The 17,934-nt window shown below is 47.1% G+C and carries 14 protein-coding genes, 1 tRNA gene and 1 rRNA gene; 6 read left to right on the forward strand and 10 right to left on the reverse strand.

Going from position 1 to position 17,934, the window contains the following annotated elements; genetic code table 11:
* Window positions 1-207 precede the first annotated feature (207 nt).
* Both rrf and M0413_RS01580 read left to right on the forward strand, forming a co-directional pair.
* Window positions 208-323 (forward strand): 5S ribosomal RNA (gene rrf / locus M0413_RS01575).
* A gap of 36 nt (window positions 324-359) precedes the next feature.
* Window positions 360-436, forward strand: a tRNA-Asp gene (locus M0413_RS01580).
* A gap of 669 nt (window positions 437-1,105) precedes the next feature.
* On the opposite strand, the gene M0413_RS01585 is transcribed toward M0413_RS01580, so the two are convergent.
* Together M0413_RS01585 and M0413_RS01590 are read right to left on the reverse strand one after the other, a co-directional pair.
* Complete coding sequence (locus tag M0413_RS01585) at window positions 1,106-2,746, reverse strand: BamA/TamA family outer membrane protein (protein ID WP_249552943.1); 1,641 nt, start codon at window positions 2,744-2,746, stop codon at window positions 1,106-1,108.
* Window positions 2,747-2,919: 173 nt separating this feature from the next.
* On the reverse strand, window positions 2,920-4,140 hold the full coding sequence (locus M0413_RS01590) for a threonine/serine exporter family protein (RefSeq protein WP_037413798.1): 1,221 nt from the start codon (window positions 4,138-4,140) through the stop codon (window positions 2,920-2,922).
* Between the two features lie 155 nt (window positions 4,141-4,295).
* Here M0413_RS01590 and M0413_RS01595 point away from each other — a divergent pair, with 155 nt between their 5' ends.
* Complete coding sequence (locus M0413_RS01595; protein ID WP_109277580.1) at window positions 4,296-4,694, forward strand: MAPEG family protein; 399 nt, start codon at window positions 4,296-4,298, stop codon at window positions 4,692-4,694.
* A 212-nt stretch (window positions 4,695-4,906) separates the two neighbouring features.
* Window positions 4,907-7,252 carry a YgiQ family radical SAM protein gene (locus M0413_RS01600; protein WP_249552944.1) on the forward strand — a complete coding sequence of 782 codons (2,346 nt, stop codon included), beginning with the start codon at window positions 4,907-4,909 and terminating at the stop codon, window positions 7,250-7,252.
* Window positions 7,253-7,456: 204 nt separating this feature from the next.
* On the opposite strand, the gene M0413_RS01605 is transcribed toward M0413_RS01600, so the two are convergent.
* The 4 genes from M0413_RS01605 to speFL form a co-directional block, all read right to left on the reverse strand.
* Window positions 7,457-8,611 (reverse strand): porin, encoded by a 1,155-nt coding sequence (locus M0413_RS01605; protein WP_047534155.1) that lies wholly within the window; start codon window positions 8,609-8,611, stop codon window positions 7,457-7,459.
* A gap of 121 nt (window positions 8,612-8,732) precedes the next feature.
* Window positions 8,733-10,052 carry a putrescine-ornithine antiporter gene (gene potE, locus M0413_RS01610; protein WP_037413789.1) on the reverse strand — a complete coding sequence of 440 codons (1,320 nt, stop codon included), beginning with the start codon at window positions 10,050-10,052 and terminating at the stop codon, window positions 8,733-8,735.
* Between the two features lie 84 nt (window positions 10,053-10,136).
* Window positions 10,137-12,299 carry an ornithine decarboxylase SpeF gene (gene speF / locus M0413_RS01615; RefSeq protein ID WP_249552946.1) on the reverse strand — a complete coding sequence of 721 codons (2,163 nt, stop codon included), beginning with the start codon at window positions 12,297-12,299 and terminating at the stop codon, window positions 10,137-10,139.
* Window positions 12,300-12,610: 311 nt separating this feature from the next.
* Window positions 12,611-12,727, reverse strand: coding sequence for a leader peptide SpeFL (gene speFL / locus M0413_RS23100; RefSeq protein ID WP_367303096.1), 117 nt, complete (start codon window positions 12,725-12,727; stop codon window positions 12,611-12,613).
* A gap of 472 nt (window positions 12,728-13,199) precedes the next feature.
* Here speFL and M0413_RS01620 point away from each other — a divergent pair, with 472 nt between their 5' ends.
* Window positions 13,200-13,748: a YbhB/YbcL family Raf kinase inhibitor-like protein gene (locus M0413_RS01620; RefSeq protein ID WP_047534161.1), complete on the forward strand. Its 549-nt coding sequence runs from the start codon at window positions 13,200-13,202 to the stop codon at window positions 13,746-13,748.
* 17 nt (window positions 13,749-13,765) lie between these two features.
* A complete protein-coding gene (locus tag M0413_RS01625; protein ID WP_249552948.1) occupies window positions 13,766-14,524 on the forward strand; it encodes a helix-turn-helix transcriptional regulator in 759 nt (252 codons plus the stop codon).
* A 46-nt stretch (window positions 14,525-14,570) separates the two neighbouring features.
* Here the strand turns inward: M0413_RS01625 and M0413_RS01630 are convergent, their stop codons facing one another.
* The 4 genes from M0413_RS01630 to M0413_RS01645 all read right to left on the reverse strand — a co-directional run bounded on the left by M0413_RS01630 (window position 14,571) and on the right by M0413_RS01645 (window position 17,926).
* Window positions 14,571-15,617: a porin gene (locus M0413_RS01630; protein WP_249552950.1), complete on the reverse strand. Its 1,047-nt coding sequence runs from the start codon at window positions 15,615-15,617 to the stop codon at window positions 14,571-14,573.
* Window positions 15,618-15,773: 156 nt separating this feature from the next.
* Window positions 15,774-16,739, reverse strand: a complete 966-nt coding sequence (locus M0413_RS01635) for a formate dehydrogenase subunit gamma (protein ID WP_172590234.1) — start codon at window positions 16,737-16,739, stop codon at window positions 15,774-15,776.
* 9 nt (window positions 16,740-16,748) lie between these two features.
* Window positions 16,749-17,381 (reverse strand): TorD/DmsD family molecular chaperone, encoded by a 633-nt coding sequence (locus M0413_RS01640; protein ID WP_249552952.1) that lies wholly within the window; start codon window positions 17,379-17,381, stop codon window positions 16,749-16,751.
* Window positions 17,378-17,926, reverse strand: coding sequence for a 4Fe-4S dicluster domain-containing protein (locus tag M0413_RS01645; protein WP_037413781.1), 549 nt, complete (start codon window positions 17,924-17,926; stop codon window positions 17,378-17,380). The genes M0413_RS01640 and M0413_RS01645 overlap by 4 nt, the downstream gene beginning before the upstream one ends.
* Between the last annotated feature and the right edge of the window lie 8 nt (window positions 17,927-17,934).

A 17,934-nucleotide genomic window follows, 5' to 3' on the forward strand; every position in this document is an offset into this window, starting at 1 on the left:
GACGTTGATAGGTCAGGTGTGTAAGCGTTGTGAGGCGTTGAGCTAACTGATACTAATGACTCGAGAGGCTTAACCATACAACCCAGATGGGTTTTGCTAAGTAGCACTTAGACGAATATGAACACTTAAGAAGTGGTACTCAATACAGCTTTCCGAATTAATTTACTGCCTGCGTGAGATAAGACGGGTAAGTAAATACCAAATTTGCTTGGTGACAATAGCCTTGTGGAACCACCTGATCCCATCCCGAACTCAGAAGTGAAACGCAATCGCGCCGATGGTAGTGTGGGGTCTCCCCATGTGAGAGTAGGTCATCGCCAAGCGCCTAATTTAGCTTAATGTGCAAACGTTAAGTTAAAGGAGCGGTAGTTCAGTTGGTTAGAATACCGGCCTGTCACGCCGGGGGTCGCGGGTTCGAGTCCCGTCCGCTCCGCCAACATTTCGATAAGCCCTAACAGCAATGTTAGGGCTTTTTCGTCTTTGGAATTTATCTATTTAAATTGTCGCGGAATCCTGTTCTGCAGCATTTATCCCTCTCATTTATGAGCGCATCACTGTGTGATGTACCATACCAATCGTATTCAATATCTGTTCATTTAGCGGAGTGCAAAGCACTTTAGGCAAGGTGAAGGCTTGAAGGCATAATGGGCTCTGCCAAAAGCCTCGATCGCAGTATAAGCGCCTTACCATGCAGTGACTGACAGCCTCAAAGGCATCCTGCTTCCTGTGGGATTGACTTAAAATGGAATAACTCTTTCTGCGTTATGCGCCTCGGATTGAAATACCTGTAAGGCTATGAACTGATGAGATATTTGATGTGGCTGGTTTCAATGGCGAGCTAAATTTAGTGGTATCGGGACAGTGTCAGTGGTTTGCTTAAATGAACTTGAGAATGAAAATACTCGACTAAAAAGCGGTTAAAGGCTGAAGTAATAGCAGAGATGATAATCCAATTTTGTTGACCACTATAAATCCCCCTTTAGTGATTAGAAGAATATAGCCTACTTAAAAATCACTAAAAGTGAGCCATAGGGATCGCTCTTATCGGCCTGATTTAAAATGGCTTATAGCGTCTCTAAGGCTAATATTCTGTCAACTAAATAGCTTAAAAGCTTTGTTTGACTAAGAATCGCCATTCCCAACTGTTTACTGAATCGCCCCCCGTGTAAGGTACCGAAAAATCGATATGGGCGACGTTGCCGTAGCTGGATCTAGATGAATAAATCCGCGCGCCAATACCTATGCTACCGAGCGGGCCGTTGACTTCGTTATTGTCGGCTAAGGGGCCACCAGAGGCTTGGCCTACATCCGCAAAGACTGCCCAGCCGAGTTCGGCTAATTGGTATAAGTTGATATTCGGATAATTGCGGATTTCAGCGGTAAATAACCATTGGTTATCCCCTTGTTGATATTCGTTGGGATAACCTCGTACTCCAGTTTCATCCCCAAGTCCTTGAGTTAGATCGAGATAGGTATTATTGGACAGGCTTGCCCAAGCTTTGCCATAGGCAATCCATTTTGGATTGATTTGATAGAAGTATTCCGCTTGTACATTAGCCTGAAAAGTGTCTTTTTGCGTGGTGCCTAGAGTGCTGGTCGCGCCCATTTCCAGTAACCAAAGATGTTCATCAAATTTATAACCCCTACTGGTTTGCCATTTAAAGTGGTAACCCACTGGGTTATTGTCGCCGATATCATTGGTTTCAATACCGAGTTGGATATAGTGATGCCATCCTAAGTTAAAGTCTTCATTATTACGGATCAGGTGCACGTTGTTGAGTATCTGAAAATCATCTTGAACATATTCATAGGCAACCCAGGGATACATAAAGTCCCTATCTTGTGGTAACTCTGAGTTGGGATACACCTCTGAATTGGCAAACTCGTGTTTGTCTTGGGTAAAGCCAGCAATAAAGCGAGACAGATTGTCGTTGCTTCTATTGAGTAACCAACCATATTGCAAATTAAGGTAATCGACAGTGTGGGCAAACTCGTTCACCTCTTGCCCATTTTGTCTCAAAATATCGGTGCGGCTATCATCTAAAAACTCGGCCGAGTACATGGTCTCAGTATTCAATGAATAGAAAGGCTTGCTCACGTACACATGTTTAGCTTGGCCGTCACTATTATCATAAAATTCAGCGGCGACAATGCCGTGATCGATAAAACTCACGGGAGCCTCAAAGGCAAACTTATAGCCAGTGCGGGATTCGTTAGATTGATACTTTAAGCGGGTGCGAATGCCAGTACCTAGAAGGTTATCTTCTTTTACGCCAAAGGAATAACGAGTGTCTCCTCCTGAGCTGCTAAAGCTGGCCGTTGGCAGTAGCGACCAGTTGTCCCAAGTTTCAATAATAATGGATTCATCTTCGAGGGGAGAATCCGTTTGGGGATCTTTCTCACTTGTATAAACTTTGGCATCACGAATATAGGGTTCGGCGCGTAGTAAACGTTGAGACTCATCGAGATCTTTTTGGGTGACCGTATCGTTTTCGCTAAAGGTAAGCTTATCGCGAACAACATATTCCTTGGTATTTATATGCAGATAGTTCGCCCAACGGTGGATAAAAAATGCATCGGGATCTGACTCGTCGAAGATCGGGTTGCTCACCACGACAATTTTGCTGACCTTTTTTGGGGCTTCCTCGGGGGGCGTTTTAGGCAAAACCTCATCCGCTCTGGCTAGGTTGACTAGACCACAGAGGCAACAAGGTAGAATCGATGCATACAGGGTAAACTTCTGCATAAAACCACTCCCGTAAACTGGATGGCGACAGCTTAAGGTTCTGCTGTGCTTCACAATTTAATAACACACGGGATATGACGATTAGTCAAGTAAACATTTTAATAAGATTATGATTTTTCATAAGGTTATTTTAAGAATAGGGCTGGAATTGGCGCCAGCCCTGAGGATGAATGTTATAGCGTACGCCTTGGTGGTACTACGACGTTGGCAAAAATCAGTCCGGCGATAAGCGACATAAAGATCAAAAAGATCTGTGAGCCAATATGGGATTGGTTAAGCATAGTTTCGCCGGAGATCAGCGCGTTCAGCCCTATGTAGGTTTTACTGCCGGGTACTAAGATCACAATGCCTTGCAGCAATGCAATTGAGGCGGGAGCCTTCATCCAACGGGCATAAAGATTGGAGTAAACTCCTACGGCTAGGGCACCAAAAAAGATCCCCACCGAATCCCCAAAAAAGTGCCCACCTAACATGGCGGAGAAAAATGCGACAATTCCCGCTAGAACGCCCCAAGGCGAATCTTGCATCCGTGCTTTAAAGATGAACACCAGCGCCATAGAAAGGATGGGCACCGCCGACCAAATCGCCCAGCGAGGCAATCCTTCCGGTTCGATATAAATGGCCTCACCGAAGAAGGCTTTACCAATTGCCATCCCCAACACTGCACCAAAATATAGCTTAAACAACAGCATACTGGCGTCCATAATCCGCGCCGTGCCCGAAATCAAATCGCGTGCCGCCAGCTCAGCAAGCCCCAAGGTTAAGGCTAAACCGGGAATAAAGATGATGATGGAGGAGAGGATCACCACCGGAATATTAATATTAGGGTCGATGCGGGCAATGGCGCAGGCGGCAATGGCGCAAACAATCGTCGCGAATGGCTCTAACACTTCTGCCATGCGTGTCGAGCGCTCGGCGCGGTATACAAAGCCATAGACTAGCAAGCCTAACAAACCAGACCAAAAAACATCGTTCCACCCTGTGCCCATCAACATGGCAAATGCCGCTGCTGAGGTGCCGAAGGAAAAACAAGTTAGTGCTGGGCCATAGGGGTTGGGTTTGTTAGCGATTTCCTCTAGCCTGTCTAAGGCTTCGGTGAGTGTGCGTTTGCCCGAGGTGAGTTCATCCACCAGTTCATCGGTGCGGGCGAGAGAGCCTAAATCCAACTCGCCGGGTTTTACCCGCGCAACATGGTTATATTCTTGATCGGTATCGTGTTGTAATACGAAGGTCATGGAGGTCGGCGAGATTAAAAAATAACCTTCGATTCCGAGCGTCCGAGAAACGGTTTGTAAATGGGTTTCAAGACGGTAAGCGGGTGTGCCAAACTTATGCAAAGCCTTACCTAGCTTAATGATAAATTTACGCTTTTCGAGAAACTGTTCGTTATCCAATCGGGCTATTCGCTGTATAAAAAGTTGTAAGAGATTGCGCGCGCATATTAACCTATCTCGTCACTAAAAGGTTAATGGCTTTTAACCTGAATACAAATAAATTGCTGAATTTTTGCGGTATGTACCGTGCTTATGTTAATTAAAAGGGAGTTGCTATGCCATTAATCGTAACAGGGTTTTACGCGAGCCTGACTGGGTTGTTAATCATTGCTTTAGCGTATCGAGTGGTGAAATTAAGACGAAGCCAAAAAATCGGTCTCGGTGACGGCGGTAACGATGCTTTAGCACTGGCGAACAGGGTGCACGCAAATCTAATTGAGAATGCGCCCATCGTATTGATTTTAATGCTGGTGGCCGAGGCGGGTGGTTTGGCGCATTTCTATTTGCATTGTTTTGGTACTGTATGGATTGTGGCGCGTTTACTCCATGCTATTGGCTTAACTCAAGGCAAAGGCGGTTATCATCTTGGGCGTTTTTGGGGGGTGTTGCTCACTTGGTTGGTGACTATCAGCCTAGCCCTAGTCAACTTAGTGCATTTTGCCCAAAGTCTGTAACTGCTGAGATTGGGTAATGGCCGTCTAAGCCATATCCTTAGCCACTTTAGGGGTATTAAGCGCATTGGCGTAAATACCCCTAAAAACACCTCGGCTGCTGTTTTTTTAATCGCACTTATCCCTGTTTGCCTGCTATACTCCGCGTCCCTAAATCGGTGCGGCTTGCTTTTGTCTGCACCTTTGTTTGACATTACGTTTTTGGGTCAAAATCGATGCAAGTTGAATCCACACTGTTTAGCCATCCCAAGTATTGGGCCGAGTCCTTCGGCACCGCGCCTTTCTTACCTATGTCTCGCAAGGAGATGGAGAAATTAGGCTGGGACAGCTGTGACATTATTATTGTCACTGGTGACGCCTATGTGGACCATCCAAGCTTTGGTATGGCGGTCATTGGCCGGATGTTAGAAGCCCAAGGCTACCGCGTCGGGATTATTTCTCAGCCCGATTGGTCGAGCAAAGATGCCTTTATGCAGCTAGGGCGCCCGAATCTGTTTTTTGGCGTTACCGCCGGCAATATGGATTCAATGATCAACCGTTATACCGCCGATCGCCGTATTCGCAGCGATGATGCCTATACTCCGGGCGATGTCGGCGGTAAGCGCCCCGACCGCGCTGTGACGGTTTATACCCAACGTTGTAAAGAAGCCTTTAAAGATGTGCCTGTCATTATCGGCGGCATCGAAGCGAGTCTGCGCCGTATTGCGCACTACGATTATTGGTCGGATAAAGTCCGCCGCAGCGTGATTTTTGATGCCAAGGCCGATATTTTAATGTACGGCAACGCCGAGCGTCCGCTGGCCGAAGTGGCGCGTCGTTTAGCGGCGGGTGAAGCCATTGCGGATATCCAAGATGTGCGCGGTACAGCGGTGATCCGTAAAGAACCTATGCCCGAGTGGCGTGGGATGGATTCTCGCAAAATCGATCAATTGCATAAGATTGATCCTATTCCGAACCCCTATGGCGCCGACGATGTGGGCTGCGCCAATTTATCAGGCCCATCGGATGTTAAAATTTTCGATAACGATGCGCCAAAGCCTATCAGTGTGCAGCCGCCACGCCCTAAGCCATGGGATAAAACCTATGTGCTGCTGCCTGCCTTTGAAAAGGTGTCTGAAGACAAATACTTATACGCCCATGCTTCGCGGATTTTGCACCAAGAGCAAAACCCTGGTTGTGCGCGAGCGCTGTTCCAGCCCCACGGTGACCGTGGCGTGTGGGTGAACCCACCAGCTTGGCCACTCAATACCGACGAAATGGATGCCGTGTTCGATTTACCCTATAAACGGGTGCCGCATCCTGCCTACGGCAAGGAGAAAATCCCTGCCTATGACATGATCAAAACCTCGATCAACATTATGCGCGGCTGCTTTGGTGGCTGTTCATTCTGCTCGATTACCGAGCACGAAGGCCGAATTATCCAGAGCCGTTCGCAAGAATCGATTATCAAAGAAATCAAAGATATTCAGGATAAGGTTCCCGGCTTTACTGGGGTGATTTCCGACTTAGGCGGCCCCACCGCCAACATGTATCGCCTCGGTTGTACCAGTGAAAAAGCGGAGAAAACCTGTCGCCGCTTATCCTGTGTGTATCCATCGATTTGCGGCCATTTAGGCACAGATCATAAACACACTATCGACTTGTACCGCGCCGCTCGCGCTGTGCCCGGCATCAAGAAAATCTTGATTGCTTCGGGCGTGCGTTACGACTTAGCGATTGAAGATCCGGCCTATGTCAAAGAGTTAGTCCAGCACCATGTGGGCGGCTATTTGAAAATCGCCCCTGAGCATACCGAAGAAGGGCCGCTCAGCAAGATGATGAAACCCGGCATGGGCGCCTACGATAAGTTTAAAGAGCTGTTCGATAAGTTTTCTAAGGAAGCGGGTAAAGAGCAGTTCCTGATCCCCTATTTTATTTCGGCGCATCCGGGCACGACCGACGAGGATATGCTTAACCTCGCGCTCTGGTTGAAGGAGCGTAAGTTTAAGCTCGACCAAGTGCAAAACTTCTATCCATCGCCAATGGCAAACGCGACGACCATTTATCACACTGAGTTGAACTCGCTGAAAAACGTCAAGCACACCAGTGAAGTGGTGCCTGTGCCGAAGAAGGGCCGCCAACGCCGCCTGCATAAGGCGCTGCTGCGTTACCATGACCCTGCAGGTTGGCCGATTATCCGTGAAGGCTTGATTGCCATGGGACGTGAAGATTTGATTGGTAATAGTCCGAATCACCTTGTTCCACCAGAAGGGCGCAACGAACGTGGCCCGAAATGGATGAAGGATGCTAACCAAGGGCAAAAAGCTCTGACGCGCTTCTCGGGCAATCAGTTCGATGAGCGTAAAGGTAAGGGTGATGCCAAGGGAAAACCGAGCGCAAGCAAGCCTAAGGGACCCAAGTCTGGGGCGAATGCAACGCAAGGTCAGCAGCCTAAGAGCAGCCGTCCGGGAGCTAAGGCACCTTTTGGTCAGTCGGGCTTTAAGGGAAAATCAGAGCAGGGTAAGGCTGGCCACCAAGGTCGCGGAAACAAAGCCTCTTCAGGCCGTCAGCACGCCAAGTAACGGTGAAAAAAAAGCCACTCCAGTAAACCGATTTGGAGTGGCGCAGAGGTGATGGCAAACCAGCGGTACCATCCAATGAGTGTATGGCGAGCGTTTGTAGACAGAACGTGCGCCGCACTCCGGTCTCAAATGGGCTCACGGATATGAGGAACGTGAGCCGCTATCCCTCAATGTACGGGAGAGCCTGATGAAGATTTTCCATCCCTAAAAGAAGTAGTTAATCCCTACCGCAAAGCCATTATCTTCCTGCGCTTCGAGTGCTGGATCATCCATATTGCTGAAATCTAACTTCATTTCGGCAAACATCACAGTGTCGTTACTGTAACGGTAGTGCAGGCCAAGCATGGCGAATTGGCGGGTCCATTTGCCTTGGATGGGCGTACTTGCATCTGTGTCTAAGTCCAAATAGCTGAGGACAATCATAGGCACAAAGCCATTATCGAATTGATAGGCCGTCATCAGCTCAGCGCCAGTAGCGTCGTAGAGTTCGCCGCCGACCAGCTCATTGTTCTTACTCTGATGAGCGTTAAAGCCGACGTAGAGACCGCTGGCTTCGCGGTTATCGGCGTAGTGATAGTAATCACCATACATGGCACCGATACCGACGATTTCGTTGGTTTCATCGACTTGAGTGTTACCTAGGTGGCCTTCAAAGTCGCCACGGTTAAAGCCGGCTAGCAGTTTAAATTTATCGGTGAGTGAGTAGGTCAGGCTGGCACCGTAACTGCTGTCGAAATTGAGCTCAGAGTTAGTCATTTCGCTGCCGTCGTCGTTTTTTAAGGTGACATCACCATTGGTTTTGGCGGCGTATTGTAGGGCGATTTGCACTGGGCCAAAGCTATTGCGGTAGATAAACGCGGAGTCGGCACGGCCTGTTCCGGTTAACCCGCCATCGCTAAAGGCATAGGCACCGACACTATATCCGGCGAAGACGTTCGGTAAATCCGTAGTGCCTGCAACATCATAGTAAGCGCCCCATTGCTTACCAAAGCTGAGGCTACCCCATTCATCGTGCGACATACCGACGTAACCTAAGCGGTTGTAGAGGAAGTCTTCGGTTTTTTCGGCGGCCAATTTGCCACCTTGCATCACTAAACTGTCATCGCTAGACACCATGTTGATGCCCCATTCCGTGGTGGCAAAGGCGGTCCAGCCATTTCTCTCGCTGCGTTCAAAGCTAAATCGTACTCGGGAGGAGTCATCGATTACTGAGGTATCGTGGCTGTCGTTGAGTGCCGCGAATCCTAACCAACCGCTTAAATCTAATGAGTTTTTTTGATCGTTATAAAGTTCAATCGCTTGGCTGCTGGTGGCCACCAACAGCATAGGTAGCATTAACGCTATGCAGGTTTTTTTCATCATTCCACCTAAATTAGGCAAGTTTTGTCTGGGGACCTTAGGCTCTGCGGCTTAAGGTCCCTAATGACGTATTGCTGTTAAGTTTCTTATGTATTAAATGAGACTCGCAGGGGCATTGTGCTCACGCTGCTTTAATCCCAACGCTTGGGGTTTTGTTGGAGATCACCCCGTAGATAGTCCAGCCGAAGAAGGTCGCGATAGCGCCTAACATCACAGCTGTTTCACCAGAACTATAGAGGGCGTAAAAGCTATACAGAGCACCGATAATCGCAATCACGTTGGCGACACGGGCTTTGTTCGCTGGCACCTTGAGTTGTTTTTGCATCACACCTAGCGCTGCCATCGACAGGATATAAGGCACAATGTTAGTTACCACCGCAAGGTTAACGAGCGCTTCAAACTGTTTGCTCAGTGATGGGCTGATAGTCATCAAAGACAGCAGGGTTTGAATCGAAACGATGATGGTCATCCCCCAAATTGGCGCATCTGCTTTGCTGACTTTAGCGAACACTTTAGGGAAGAAACCTTCATCGGCAGAGGCTTTAAACACTTGCGCGATAGTGAACTGCCAACCGAGCAATGAACCTGTACAGGAGATAATGGCGCAGGCCATTACGATTTTACCCACAACAGGGTTAAACATTTGCGCGAAGGCTAAACCAAAAGGTGCGTTTGAATTAGCAAGTTCGGCGTTAGGCACAATCCCAGCTATCACGTTGGTGGAAACGATATAGATAAGCGCCGCTCCTAAGGTTCCGCCCATTACGGCGATAGGAACGTTTTTCTCTGGGTTATCAACGGCCTCTGAGTTAGCACAAGCCGATTCTAAGCCAAGGAATGCCCATAAGGTCATCGCGATAGAACCGCCTAAGGCTTTGAAGAACGGCATATCATGTGGGTTCCATGCGCCTTTATAGAGGTCGATGTCGAACCAGAACCAACCGACTAACGACACGCCAATCACTGGCAGAATAATCCCCCATACGGTCACGCTGCTCACGCGACCCGTAATGCGAGCACCACCAAAGTTTGCGACTGTGGCTAACCAAAGCACGCCAATGGTGGCAAGACAGATAGCCATTGGGCTTAAGTTCACTTCGAGTAGCACCGCGGCATAACCCACGGCGGAGATAGCGATGGCGACGTTAGCGATAAGTAGCGAAACCGCATAGGTGTAGTTCGCCATAAAGTTACCGCTGCGGCCAAAGGCATATTCGGCATAACCGCCCATACCACCGGTTTTTTTACTGAACATACCGCATTTTGCAAACGCAAAGGCCAGCGCGGTTGAGCCTGCGGCGGTCACAAGCCAAGAAAGCACAGAGATAGTACCGACTTGGGCTAATTGGGTGGGCAGCATGATAATCCCAGAGCCCATCATATTGACTATGGTGATAATCGTTAATTGGACAACGCCAATTTTATTTTCTGATTTACTCATAATAATGACCTAATAATGTAATTCATTATAGAAGGTTGAAATTGACTGTAGAGCGGGGTTAATTAACTCTACAGTCAGATTCAATTATTTATTTAATACATAACCTAAGGCTTGGATTTTTCCGTCTGGGGTGCTTTCGAGGTAAACACCTTGTAATTCTGGAGAGAATCCGGGTAATAAATTGATGCCTTCTTCAAGGGCTAGGAAATAACGTTGTACTGCGCCACCCCATATTTCACCTGGCACCATACATAACACCCCTGGTGGATATGGCAGGGCGCCTTCTGCGGCAATTCGCCCTTCGATTTGTGACAGTGGCACTAATTCAACATTGCCGCGAATAAACTCGAGGTTAGCTTCCTGTGGGTCCATTACTTTTGTTGGGAAGTGAGCATGGCGGAACATTTCTTTTTGCAATTGTTTTACGTCATGGCTGACATAAAGGTTGTGCATTTCTTGGCAGAGTTGACGAATAGTATAGTCTTTATAACGTGCTTTATTGGCGTTATAGACGTTTGGCAATACTTCTGATAATGGCGCATCTTCATCGACTAATTTCTCGAAGCGAGATATTTGCGACACTAAGTGCTGCATTTTTGCCATATCTTCCGCAGGTGTCATCAAGAATAAAATCGAATTTAAGTCGCACTTCTCGGGAATAATATTATTTTCACGTAAGAAGTTAGCCAAAATAGTTGCGGGAATACCAAACTCAGTATATTTACCGGTTTCGGCATCAATACCTGGCGTAGTTAATAGGAACTTACAAGGATCAACGAAATATTGGCCTTTTTCATAGCCCTCGAAGGAGTGCCATTTTTGTCCGGGTTCAAACTCGAAGAAACGTAAATCATCGGCCATTTGTTCAGTTTGATAATCCTGCCATGGGCGCCCCTCGATCATACTTGGGATAAATGGCTTGATATATTTACATTTTTTAAGCAGTAACTTACGCGCTTCGATACCGGCTTTTACCGCTTCACGCCACAGATAACGGCCGCTGGCGCCTTCGTGCATCTTAGCGTTCACATCCAATGCAGCAAACAGAGGGTAGAAGGGGCTGGTAGAGGCATGCATCATAAAGGCGTTGTTGAAGCGTTTATGGTTGCAGTATCTGGCTTGGCCTTTGATATGTTTATCTTTTTTGTGAATTTGCGAGGTTTGTGAGAACCCAGCCTGCTGTTTGTGCACTGACTGAGTCACGATAATACCGGGATCTTCAGGTGTCAGTTCCAGCAGCAGTGGCGAGCAGTCGTTCATCATAGGAATAAACTGTTCATAGCCAACCCAAGCAGAGTCAAACAGGATGTAATCACATAGATGACCAATACGATCAACCACTTGGCGAGCATTGTAGATGGTGCCGTCGTAGGTGCCGAGCTGGATAATCGCTAAACGGAATGGACGTTGTTCATCGGCTCGTTCAGGTGCTACTTCGCGAATTTGTTCCCTTAAATAAGCTTCTTTGAAGCAGTGGGCGTCGATACCGCCAATAAAACCGAAGGGGTTACGGGCAGTTTCCAAATAAATCGGTGTCGCACCGGCTTGAATTAACGCGCCATGGTGGTTGGATTTATGGTTGTTACGGTCGAATAATACCAAGTCACCCTTCGCCAGCAGTGCGTTGGTCGCCACTTTGTTTGAAGAAGAAGTGCCGTTAAGCACAAAGTAGGTTTTATCGGCGTTAAATACCTTCGCCGCGTATTTTTGTGCATCCAGCGGCGCACCTTCGTGGATTAACAGATCGCCGAGTTTAACGTCGGCATTACACATATCTGAGCGGAAAATGGTTTCGCCAAAGAAATCGAAAAATTGACGACCCACAGGATGTTTACGGAAAAATTGACCACCCTGATGTCCTGGGCAAGCAAAGGTAGAGTTACCCATTTCCACGTATTTTTTCAGTGTGCCAAAGAAAGGTGGTAGTAGGGCTTGCTCATATTTTTGGACGGCGGTTTCGACCTGTTTTCCATAGAAATCGGTATTGCTACCGCAGAGTTCAAATACCCCGGTAATCGAGGAGCAAATATCATCTGGGAAGGTTTCTTCACAGCAAACGGATACGAAAATAGGCAGTTTTAATCCGGTATTTTTAATTTTTTCAACAATACCATTTTTAACATCATCAACAGAAACTACAGCCGCGCCCACATCGCAAAAATCAGTGGTTAATACATTGACTACTTCTCTGTCTATTTCAAAACATGATCTAACAGATAAGCTGGCGGCAACTTTTAATGATTTCATCGTTAATTTCCCTTTTACTTTAAAAAGTTTTGGATACAACTTGGCCTATACCTAATTAAAAAATATTAATGGTATTAAATTAGATATGGCTATTCCGTGTGCAGATATGATGAAGCTATAGTCGTCCAAGAATAAATAGATAGATTTATTCAAAATGAATGACTTAGCCGCAGCGTTACTGCACGAGCAAAAGAATGCTTTGATTTAGGTGCGAGATAATAAACCTGAAAAAAAACAGTACGATAAGTGTATGCGCTTACGAGGGCAATACCACTTTAGACCTGTTAATTGGTCTACTACCTACGCGAAGATTAGCGAAGGAAGATAAATGAATGGTCGAAGTAATCACGTTGGCTAGGCATCATGATATGTCTAGTACGTCGGATATGTGCCATGATTTTAGATTTCCTCTTCATATACAACTCCATTATGAAATTCGAGAAAATTATTAATTCGTTTTATTACGGCATGGAGTTTATCTAGGTGTTGCCAATAAAAATATGATCGGTGTCTTATTTTTAATTAACTGTAATTATTTATTGCAATAAGTTTTATCTGTGTAATTACAGTCAATCATCCTTAAGTATCATTATCTAAATAACGAAAGTAAATGTTGTCAGTTTATTTTTAAAATTAAAAATGCATAAATTTATAAATAATAAATATCTAATTACGCGCAAACTACAGTATTAATTTGCTTGGTGATTTATAGGGTACGCCATCCTTGCATAAAAATGCAGATGAAGTCTTTACAAAATCACTTGAGTGCTTAAATATGACAAAAAGTCGACACTTTTTCTCAATTTTGAGCATTTAGGGAAGAAAATTGGCGTTTTGAGGCAGGTTTGCCACTTAAGACTGACGTAAATTAGCGGTGTTACGTATCAATTGGAGATTGTGATGAAGCATTTACATAAGTGGATAGTCGGAATTGGATTATTTACCGCAGTATTAGGGTCGGTGCAGGCCATGACCTTATCGAGCAAAGATATTAGTGAAGGTCAGCAATTATCGAATCAATTTGTTTTTAATGGGTTTGGCTGTACAGGCGCAAATATTTCGCCCCAACTTGCTTGGCGCGATGCCCCTGAAGGCACGAAAGCCTATGCGGTGACGGCGTATGATCCCGATGCACCCACGGGCAGCGGCTGGTGGCATTGGGCAGTTTATAATATTGGTGGCGATCAACAGCAATTAGCGCAAGGTGCGGGTTCTAAAGCCAATGCATTACCTAAAGGGGCGATTGCGCTAAAGAATGATTTTGGCACCACCGACTTTGGTGGCGCCTGTCCACCGCAGGGGCATGGCATGCACCGATATGAATTTACAGTGTGGGCGCTACCGTCGCCATTAGAGTTACCTAAGGATGCCTCACCCGCGCTGTTAGGCTTTATGCTCAATGCACAAGCTTTAGGGCACGCTAAGCTGACCGCAGTGTATCACCGCTGATATTACAGGGCTGATGTATGATCCGCATGTTTGAATACGACTCGAAACAGGCGCAATCACTCTCACGGGTGCCTGTGCATCAGCCCTCGATTATTAGAGTGATCCAAGGGGAAAAGTCGTTGCTTTGGCAAGATGATACCCTCGCCGTGAATGTGGAACAGCTATTATTGTTACCCGCCGGAAGCCATATCAGTTTCGTCAATCGGCCGATGAGCGGACGTTACCGAGCGGTGCAACTCGTCTTGCCCTATGAGTTGCCCTCAGGCGTTACGCTGGCGGCAACCGATAGGATGATGCCAAAGCCTACACAAACGATCTCACGCTCGGTCGATTTTGCCTGGAATGCGTTACTGCATAGCCTGACCTTGGCGCTGCCCACATCGGTGCAGATGCATTATTTAGCCGCATTATTGTTAAGTTTGCCGCAGCAAAGTAGTGTGAATTGGCTTTATGGTCATAAGCAATCGAGTGTCACTCAAGCCGTATTGGCAATACTGAGTCAACATCCTTCTGCCCCATGGCAGCAAGAGGAAATCGCCGACAAGTTGCATATGAGCAGTGCCAGTTTAAGACGTAAACTGGCGCAGGAAGACACAAGCTTTAGGCAATTACTTGCCGAAGTGCGCTTGTGCCAGGGTTTAGCACTATTGCAAAACTCTAGCGATTCAGTTTTACAAGTCGCATTGTCTTGCGGGTACTTGTCAGCAGAAAAATTTTCGGCACGCTTCAAACAAACTTTCGGCCTGACACCCGCCGCATATCGCCGTACCTTATGAGCAATCTGCGCAGTTGAGTGGAGTGCCATCCTTGGCTGGGTTTTGGTTAACCTTTCCAGTTTAAATCGAAGTCGTAGCGAACCCCGATAGCGATACTGTTATCTGTATCTCGGTTGTCATTGTCTTGATATAAGTATTCTGCATGTAGGCGCACATTGGCGCTGGGATTCCACTCTATTGTGGTATTAACGCCTTGATAGTTAAGACTGCTTGAGTCGTTTATCCCATCGTCGAATCGGAAGTAACCCAGCTTAAGCTTATAGTTCTGGCCGAGTGGAAGGGCGAGTGCACTATCGAGGCTATAGCCCTCTCGGTCTTCGCCTTGATTGAGTTGGTAGTCCTTATATTGATAGGCAACGGCAAGATAGACACCATTGGTAAAGCTATAAGCCATTGCAAAGCCAGTAGTATTTTCTTTGCCAGTATTAAGATTGGACTCGAAAGTATCCTGTTCTAGGTAACTTAGGCCTAGGTGTAACTGCTGCCAATCGAGGCCAAGCCCTGCGTTCAGCATATCGGCGCCACTGTTGGCCTCTTCGCTCTTAAATTGAGCGGATCCCATAAGGGTAAAATAGCCGATTTTTGTTTGATAGAGCGCGAGATTATCCGTAAAGAAAGGACTCTCCTGATTGTAGGCGAAAGGCGAGTTGGCATTATTGAAGATGTCAGTATATTCGGCGACTAGGCTATATTGTACGGGGCGTTGACGGCCGAGAGTGAATTGTCCCCAAGGAGAGCTTACGCCCGCAAAAGCTAAGCGTGCATCACCAAAGCTACCATCACCGTTCAGGTTTATTTTCCATTCCCCCTGTGCCAGCAATGCCCAGCCGGGAGCGAATTCAGTTTTACCTTTAATCCCTATACGTGAGAGCGCATCTCCAACATCCCAATCGTCGCTCAAACGACTATCGCTGTAGACTAGCGTCGGTCTCAGTGAGCCGTAGAGGCTAAGTTCGGTATTTTGCAGTTGAGTTGTTTGTTGCTGTTCTAAGTGTTGTAGGCGGCGATCGAGTTGCTCCCAATCACGATTTTCTGCGGCCATAGTGGCAAAAGGCAGCGTGAGACCGAGTAGCAGTAGTGAGGTTTTATTCATAATTTTCCCCTTATTTTAGGGTGTAACGGGTTTTTAAGATGCAACTAGCCCTGACCTTAAAGATCGCGGACATGGGTGTGGGTGATTCCCCCCGAATGGGGGGATACTGGCGTTATTGACTCACTTGGAGTTGCAGTGACCCCGAGTCGTCAGCTTTTACTTGCTTTTAGGTAACTTCTGGAACCAGAGATTGTGGTGTTGCTTAGCCCAGTTCTCATCGCATTGTCCCGTGAGCATGCATTCCATACCGCCTTCAGAAATCACTGTTGCCATATAGATATGTACGACGGTAAATGCCCCGAGCACGAAAGCGCTCACGAGATGCAGGATTAAGGCGAGATTGGCGCCATCTTTGGTTGCGACCAAGCTTGGGAACATCAAGACCACACCGGAGCCAATCATCAGAGCGCCAAACAGGGCAAAACACCAGAACCAGAGTTTTTCGCCTGCGTTAGCAAAGCCCGCATCAGGGTGCTTGCCTTTGAACGAGCCGAAGTTGAGGTAGCCGCCGAGCGTCTTAAACCAACCTAAGTCGCAGGCTTCAGGGAGTTGTTTGTTGGCCCATTTCACCACCATTACTAACCAACCTAATATAAAGGGGAAGGCCATAAGGTTATGAATGGCTACAGAGCTACCGATAAAACCGATCCAACGTTCTGCTCCCATATTCGGTTCTAACCAAAAACGGCCTGCGATCATCGCCAGTCCGGTGCCGATCAGCAGTAGGCAAGCGATTGCGCCTATCCAGTGGAACAATATATCCATTCCACTCCAACGGTTGACTTTATGGCCAGAGAAACCTTGAGTCAGTTTTGCCTTGCCATTGATTAAAACAAACAGGGCTAAGACGAAAAACATCCCAAAGAAACTGTAAGTCAGTAGATCGGCCCACCAAGTCGCAGGAGCGAGCGTTTCGAGATAGCCTTGATTGACTTGGGCCAAGGGCGCAGGAAACTCAGGCTGTAGTGGCATTCCACGAAGTTCAGGAATATCCCCTTGAACGGCGATTTCCTGTATGGGTTGCCATTGTTGAGGTTGGGGCATTAACGTTTCGCTCGCCAGTAGCGGTAAGCTGTAAATGCCAGCAGTAAGACTAGTGATAACAGTGATTAATCTTTTCATATTATATCCTTAAGCATCGAGTCGAGGCTTTTCAGATGGGGCATGGGCCCCTGCAATATTTAATCTGTTCGCCAAAAAGTCGGCTAGTGACTTGGCATAGCAGTCCCAAAACTTGAGCTGAGCATGGCGTGACATTCCGTCTGTGAAATATTCAAACCAAGTACCGAGATGTTGTTGTAAAAAACACTGTGCCATCTGGTTCAACTCATTGGCTACTGTGGGGTTGGTATTGCTATGGTGATGGCGTAGGGCTTCGGCACAGAAGAGAAACTCCATTTCATTGCCAATATAATCAGCAGGTTCATTGAGTTTGTTATCTATTACTAGGCCTAGTTTTTGGTAAAACTTGGCCACAGTACTGGTGTTGTCGGTGTTGAGTTGCCTTCCCCCATCGCGATACACAGACTCATAGGGGGGAACTAACAAGCGTGTCGGTCCGATACACATGCGGTTATAGTCACATTCGAGCTCTATCGGCTCAGTCAACCATTTACGAGCCTCCTGCAACAGCATGGGATATTGCTGGTTATGCTCTAACCAAGTGATCAGCAGTTGCAGGGTTTCGGGAGAGGAAGGAGTAAACAACATTCCCTTGAACGCCTGATAACCTGCCGCTACTGGACCAAAATCCGTTGATGTCATAGCCGCTCCTTAACAATGACCATGTTAGGTTTGGTGACGCAGTTACCGTAACCAATCCCTTGCTTAGAGACTGAAGGTTTTTGAGCGAGTAACTGATTGATACGGTCGGTATCGAGACATTTTACGGGGCAGCCATCGACGCACGCAGGCTTAAGACCTTGGTCGATCAGTTCAATGCACATATTGCATTTAGCGGCTTTACCATCAGTTTTAAGCATGACGACGGCATCGTAAGGGCAGGCACTGACACACAGGCCACAACCTGTGCACTTGTCGCGGTTGAGTACGACGAGCCCGTCACTGCGTACTGTATATGCTTGGGCAGGGCAAGCAATTAAGCAGGCTGGATTACCACAGTGCATACAGGAGTGGCTTAGCCATACGTCTATTGCACCGTCATCGCGTGGCACTTCGTATCTGTCGACTTTACGAAAGCGTACGTCTTCTGGGAGTTCATTGTGGATTTGGCAGGCAATAGTGCAGGCTTGGCAGCCAACACAGTTTTCTTGTCTGAAGACGAATCCGAGTTGATGTTTATTTTCCATGGGGTTCT

The sequence above is a fragment of the Shewanella sp. 8A genome (assembly GCF_023475945.1).
GTDB lineage: Bacteria > Pseudomonadota > Gammaproteobacteria > Enterobacterales > Shewanellaceae > Shewanella > Shewanella xiamenensis.

What these genes read in the sequence shown, in the direction of transcription:
- M0413_RS01600 (WP_249552944.1), top strand. Translation starts at nt 4,907, where the DNA reads ATGCAAGTTGAATCCACACTGTTTAGCCATCCCAAGTATTGGGCCGAG.
- M0413_RS01595 (WP_109277580.1), top strand. Translation starts at nt 4,296, where the DNA reads ATGCCATTAATCGTAACAGGGTTTTACGCGAGCCTGACTGGGTTGTTA.
- M0413_RS01625 (WP_249552948.1), top strand. Translation starts at nt 13,766, where the DNA reads ATGATCCGCATGTTTGAATACGACTCGAAACAGGCGCAATCACTCTCA.
- M0413_RS01645 (WP_037413781.1), bottom strand. Translation starts at nt 17,926, where the DNA reads ATGGAAAATAAACATCAACTCGGATTCGTCTTCAGACAAGAAAACTGT.
- potE (WP_037413789.1), bottom strand. Translation starts at nt 10,052, where the DNA reads ATGAGTAAATCAGAAAATAAAATTGGCGTTGTCCAATTAACGATTATC.
- M0413_RS01640 (WP_249552952.1), bottom strand. Translation starts at nt 17,381, where the DNA reads ATGACATCAACGGATTTTGGTCCAGTAGCGGCAGGTTATCAGGCGTTC.
- M0413_RS01585 (WP_249552943.1), bottom strand. Translation starts at nt 2,746, where the DNA reads ATGCAGAAGTTTACCCTGTATGCATCGATTCTACCTTGTTGCCTCTGT.
- M0413_RS01630 (WP_249552950.1), bottom strand. Translation starts at nt 15,617, where the DNA reads ATGAATAAAACCTCACTACTGCTACTCGGTCTCACGCTGCCTTTTGCC.
- M0413_RS01635 (WP_172590234.1), bottom strand. Translation starts at nt 16,739, where the DNA reads ATGAAAAGATTAATCACTGTTATCACTAGTCTTACTGCTGGCATTTAC.
- M0413_RS01620 (WP_047534161.1), top strand. Translation starts at nt 13,200, where the DNA reads ATGAAGCATTTACATAAGTGGATAGTCGGAATTGGATTATTTACCGCA.
- M0413_RS01605 (WP_047534155.1), bottom strand. Translation starts at nt 8,611, where the DNA reads ATGAAAAAAACCTGCATAGCGTTAATGCTACCTATGCTGTTGGTGGCC.
- speFL (WP_367303096.1), bottom strand. Translation starts at nt 12,727, where the DNA reads ATGGAGTTGTATATGAAGAGGAAATCTAAAATCATGGCACATATCCGA.
- speF (WP_249552946.1), bottom strand. Translation starts at nt 12,299, where the DNA reads ATGAAATCATTAAAAGTTGCCGCCAGCTTATCTGTTAGATCATGTTTT.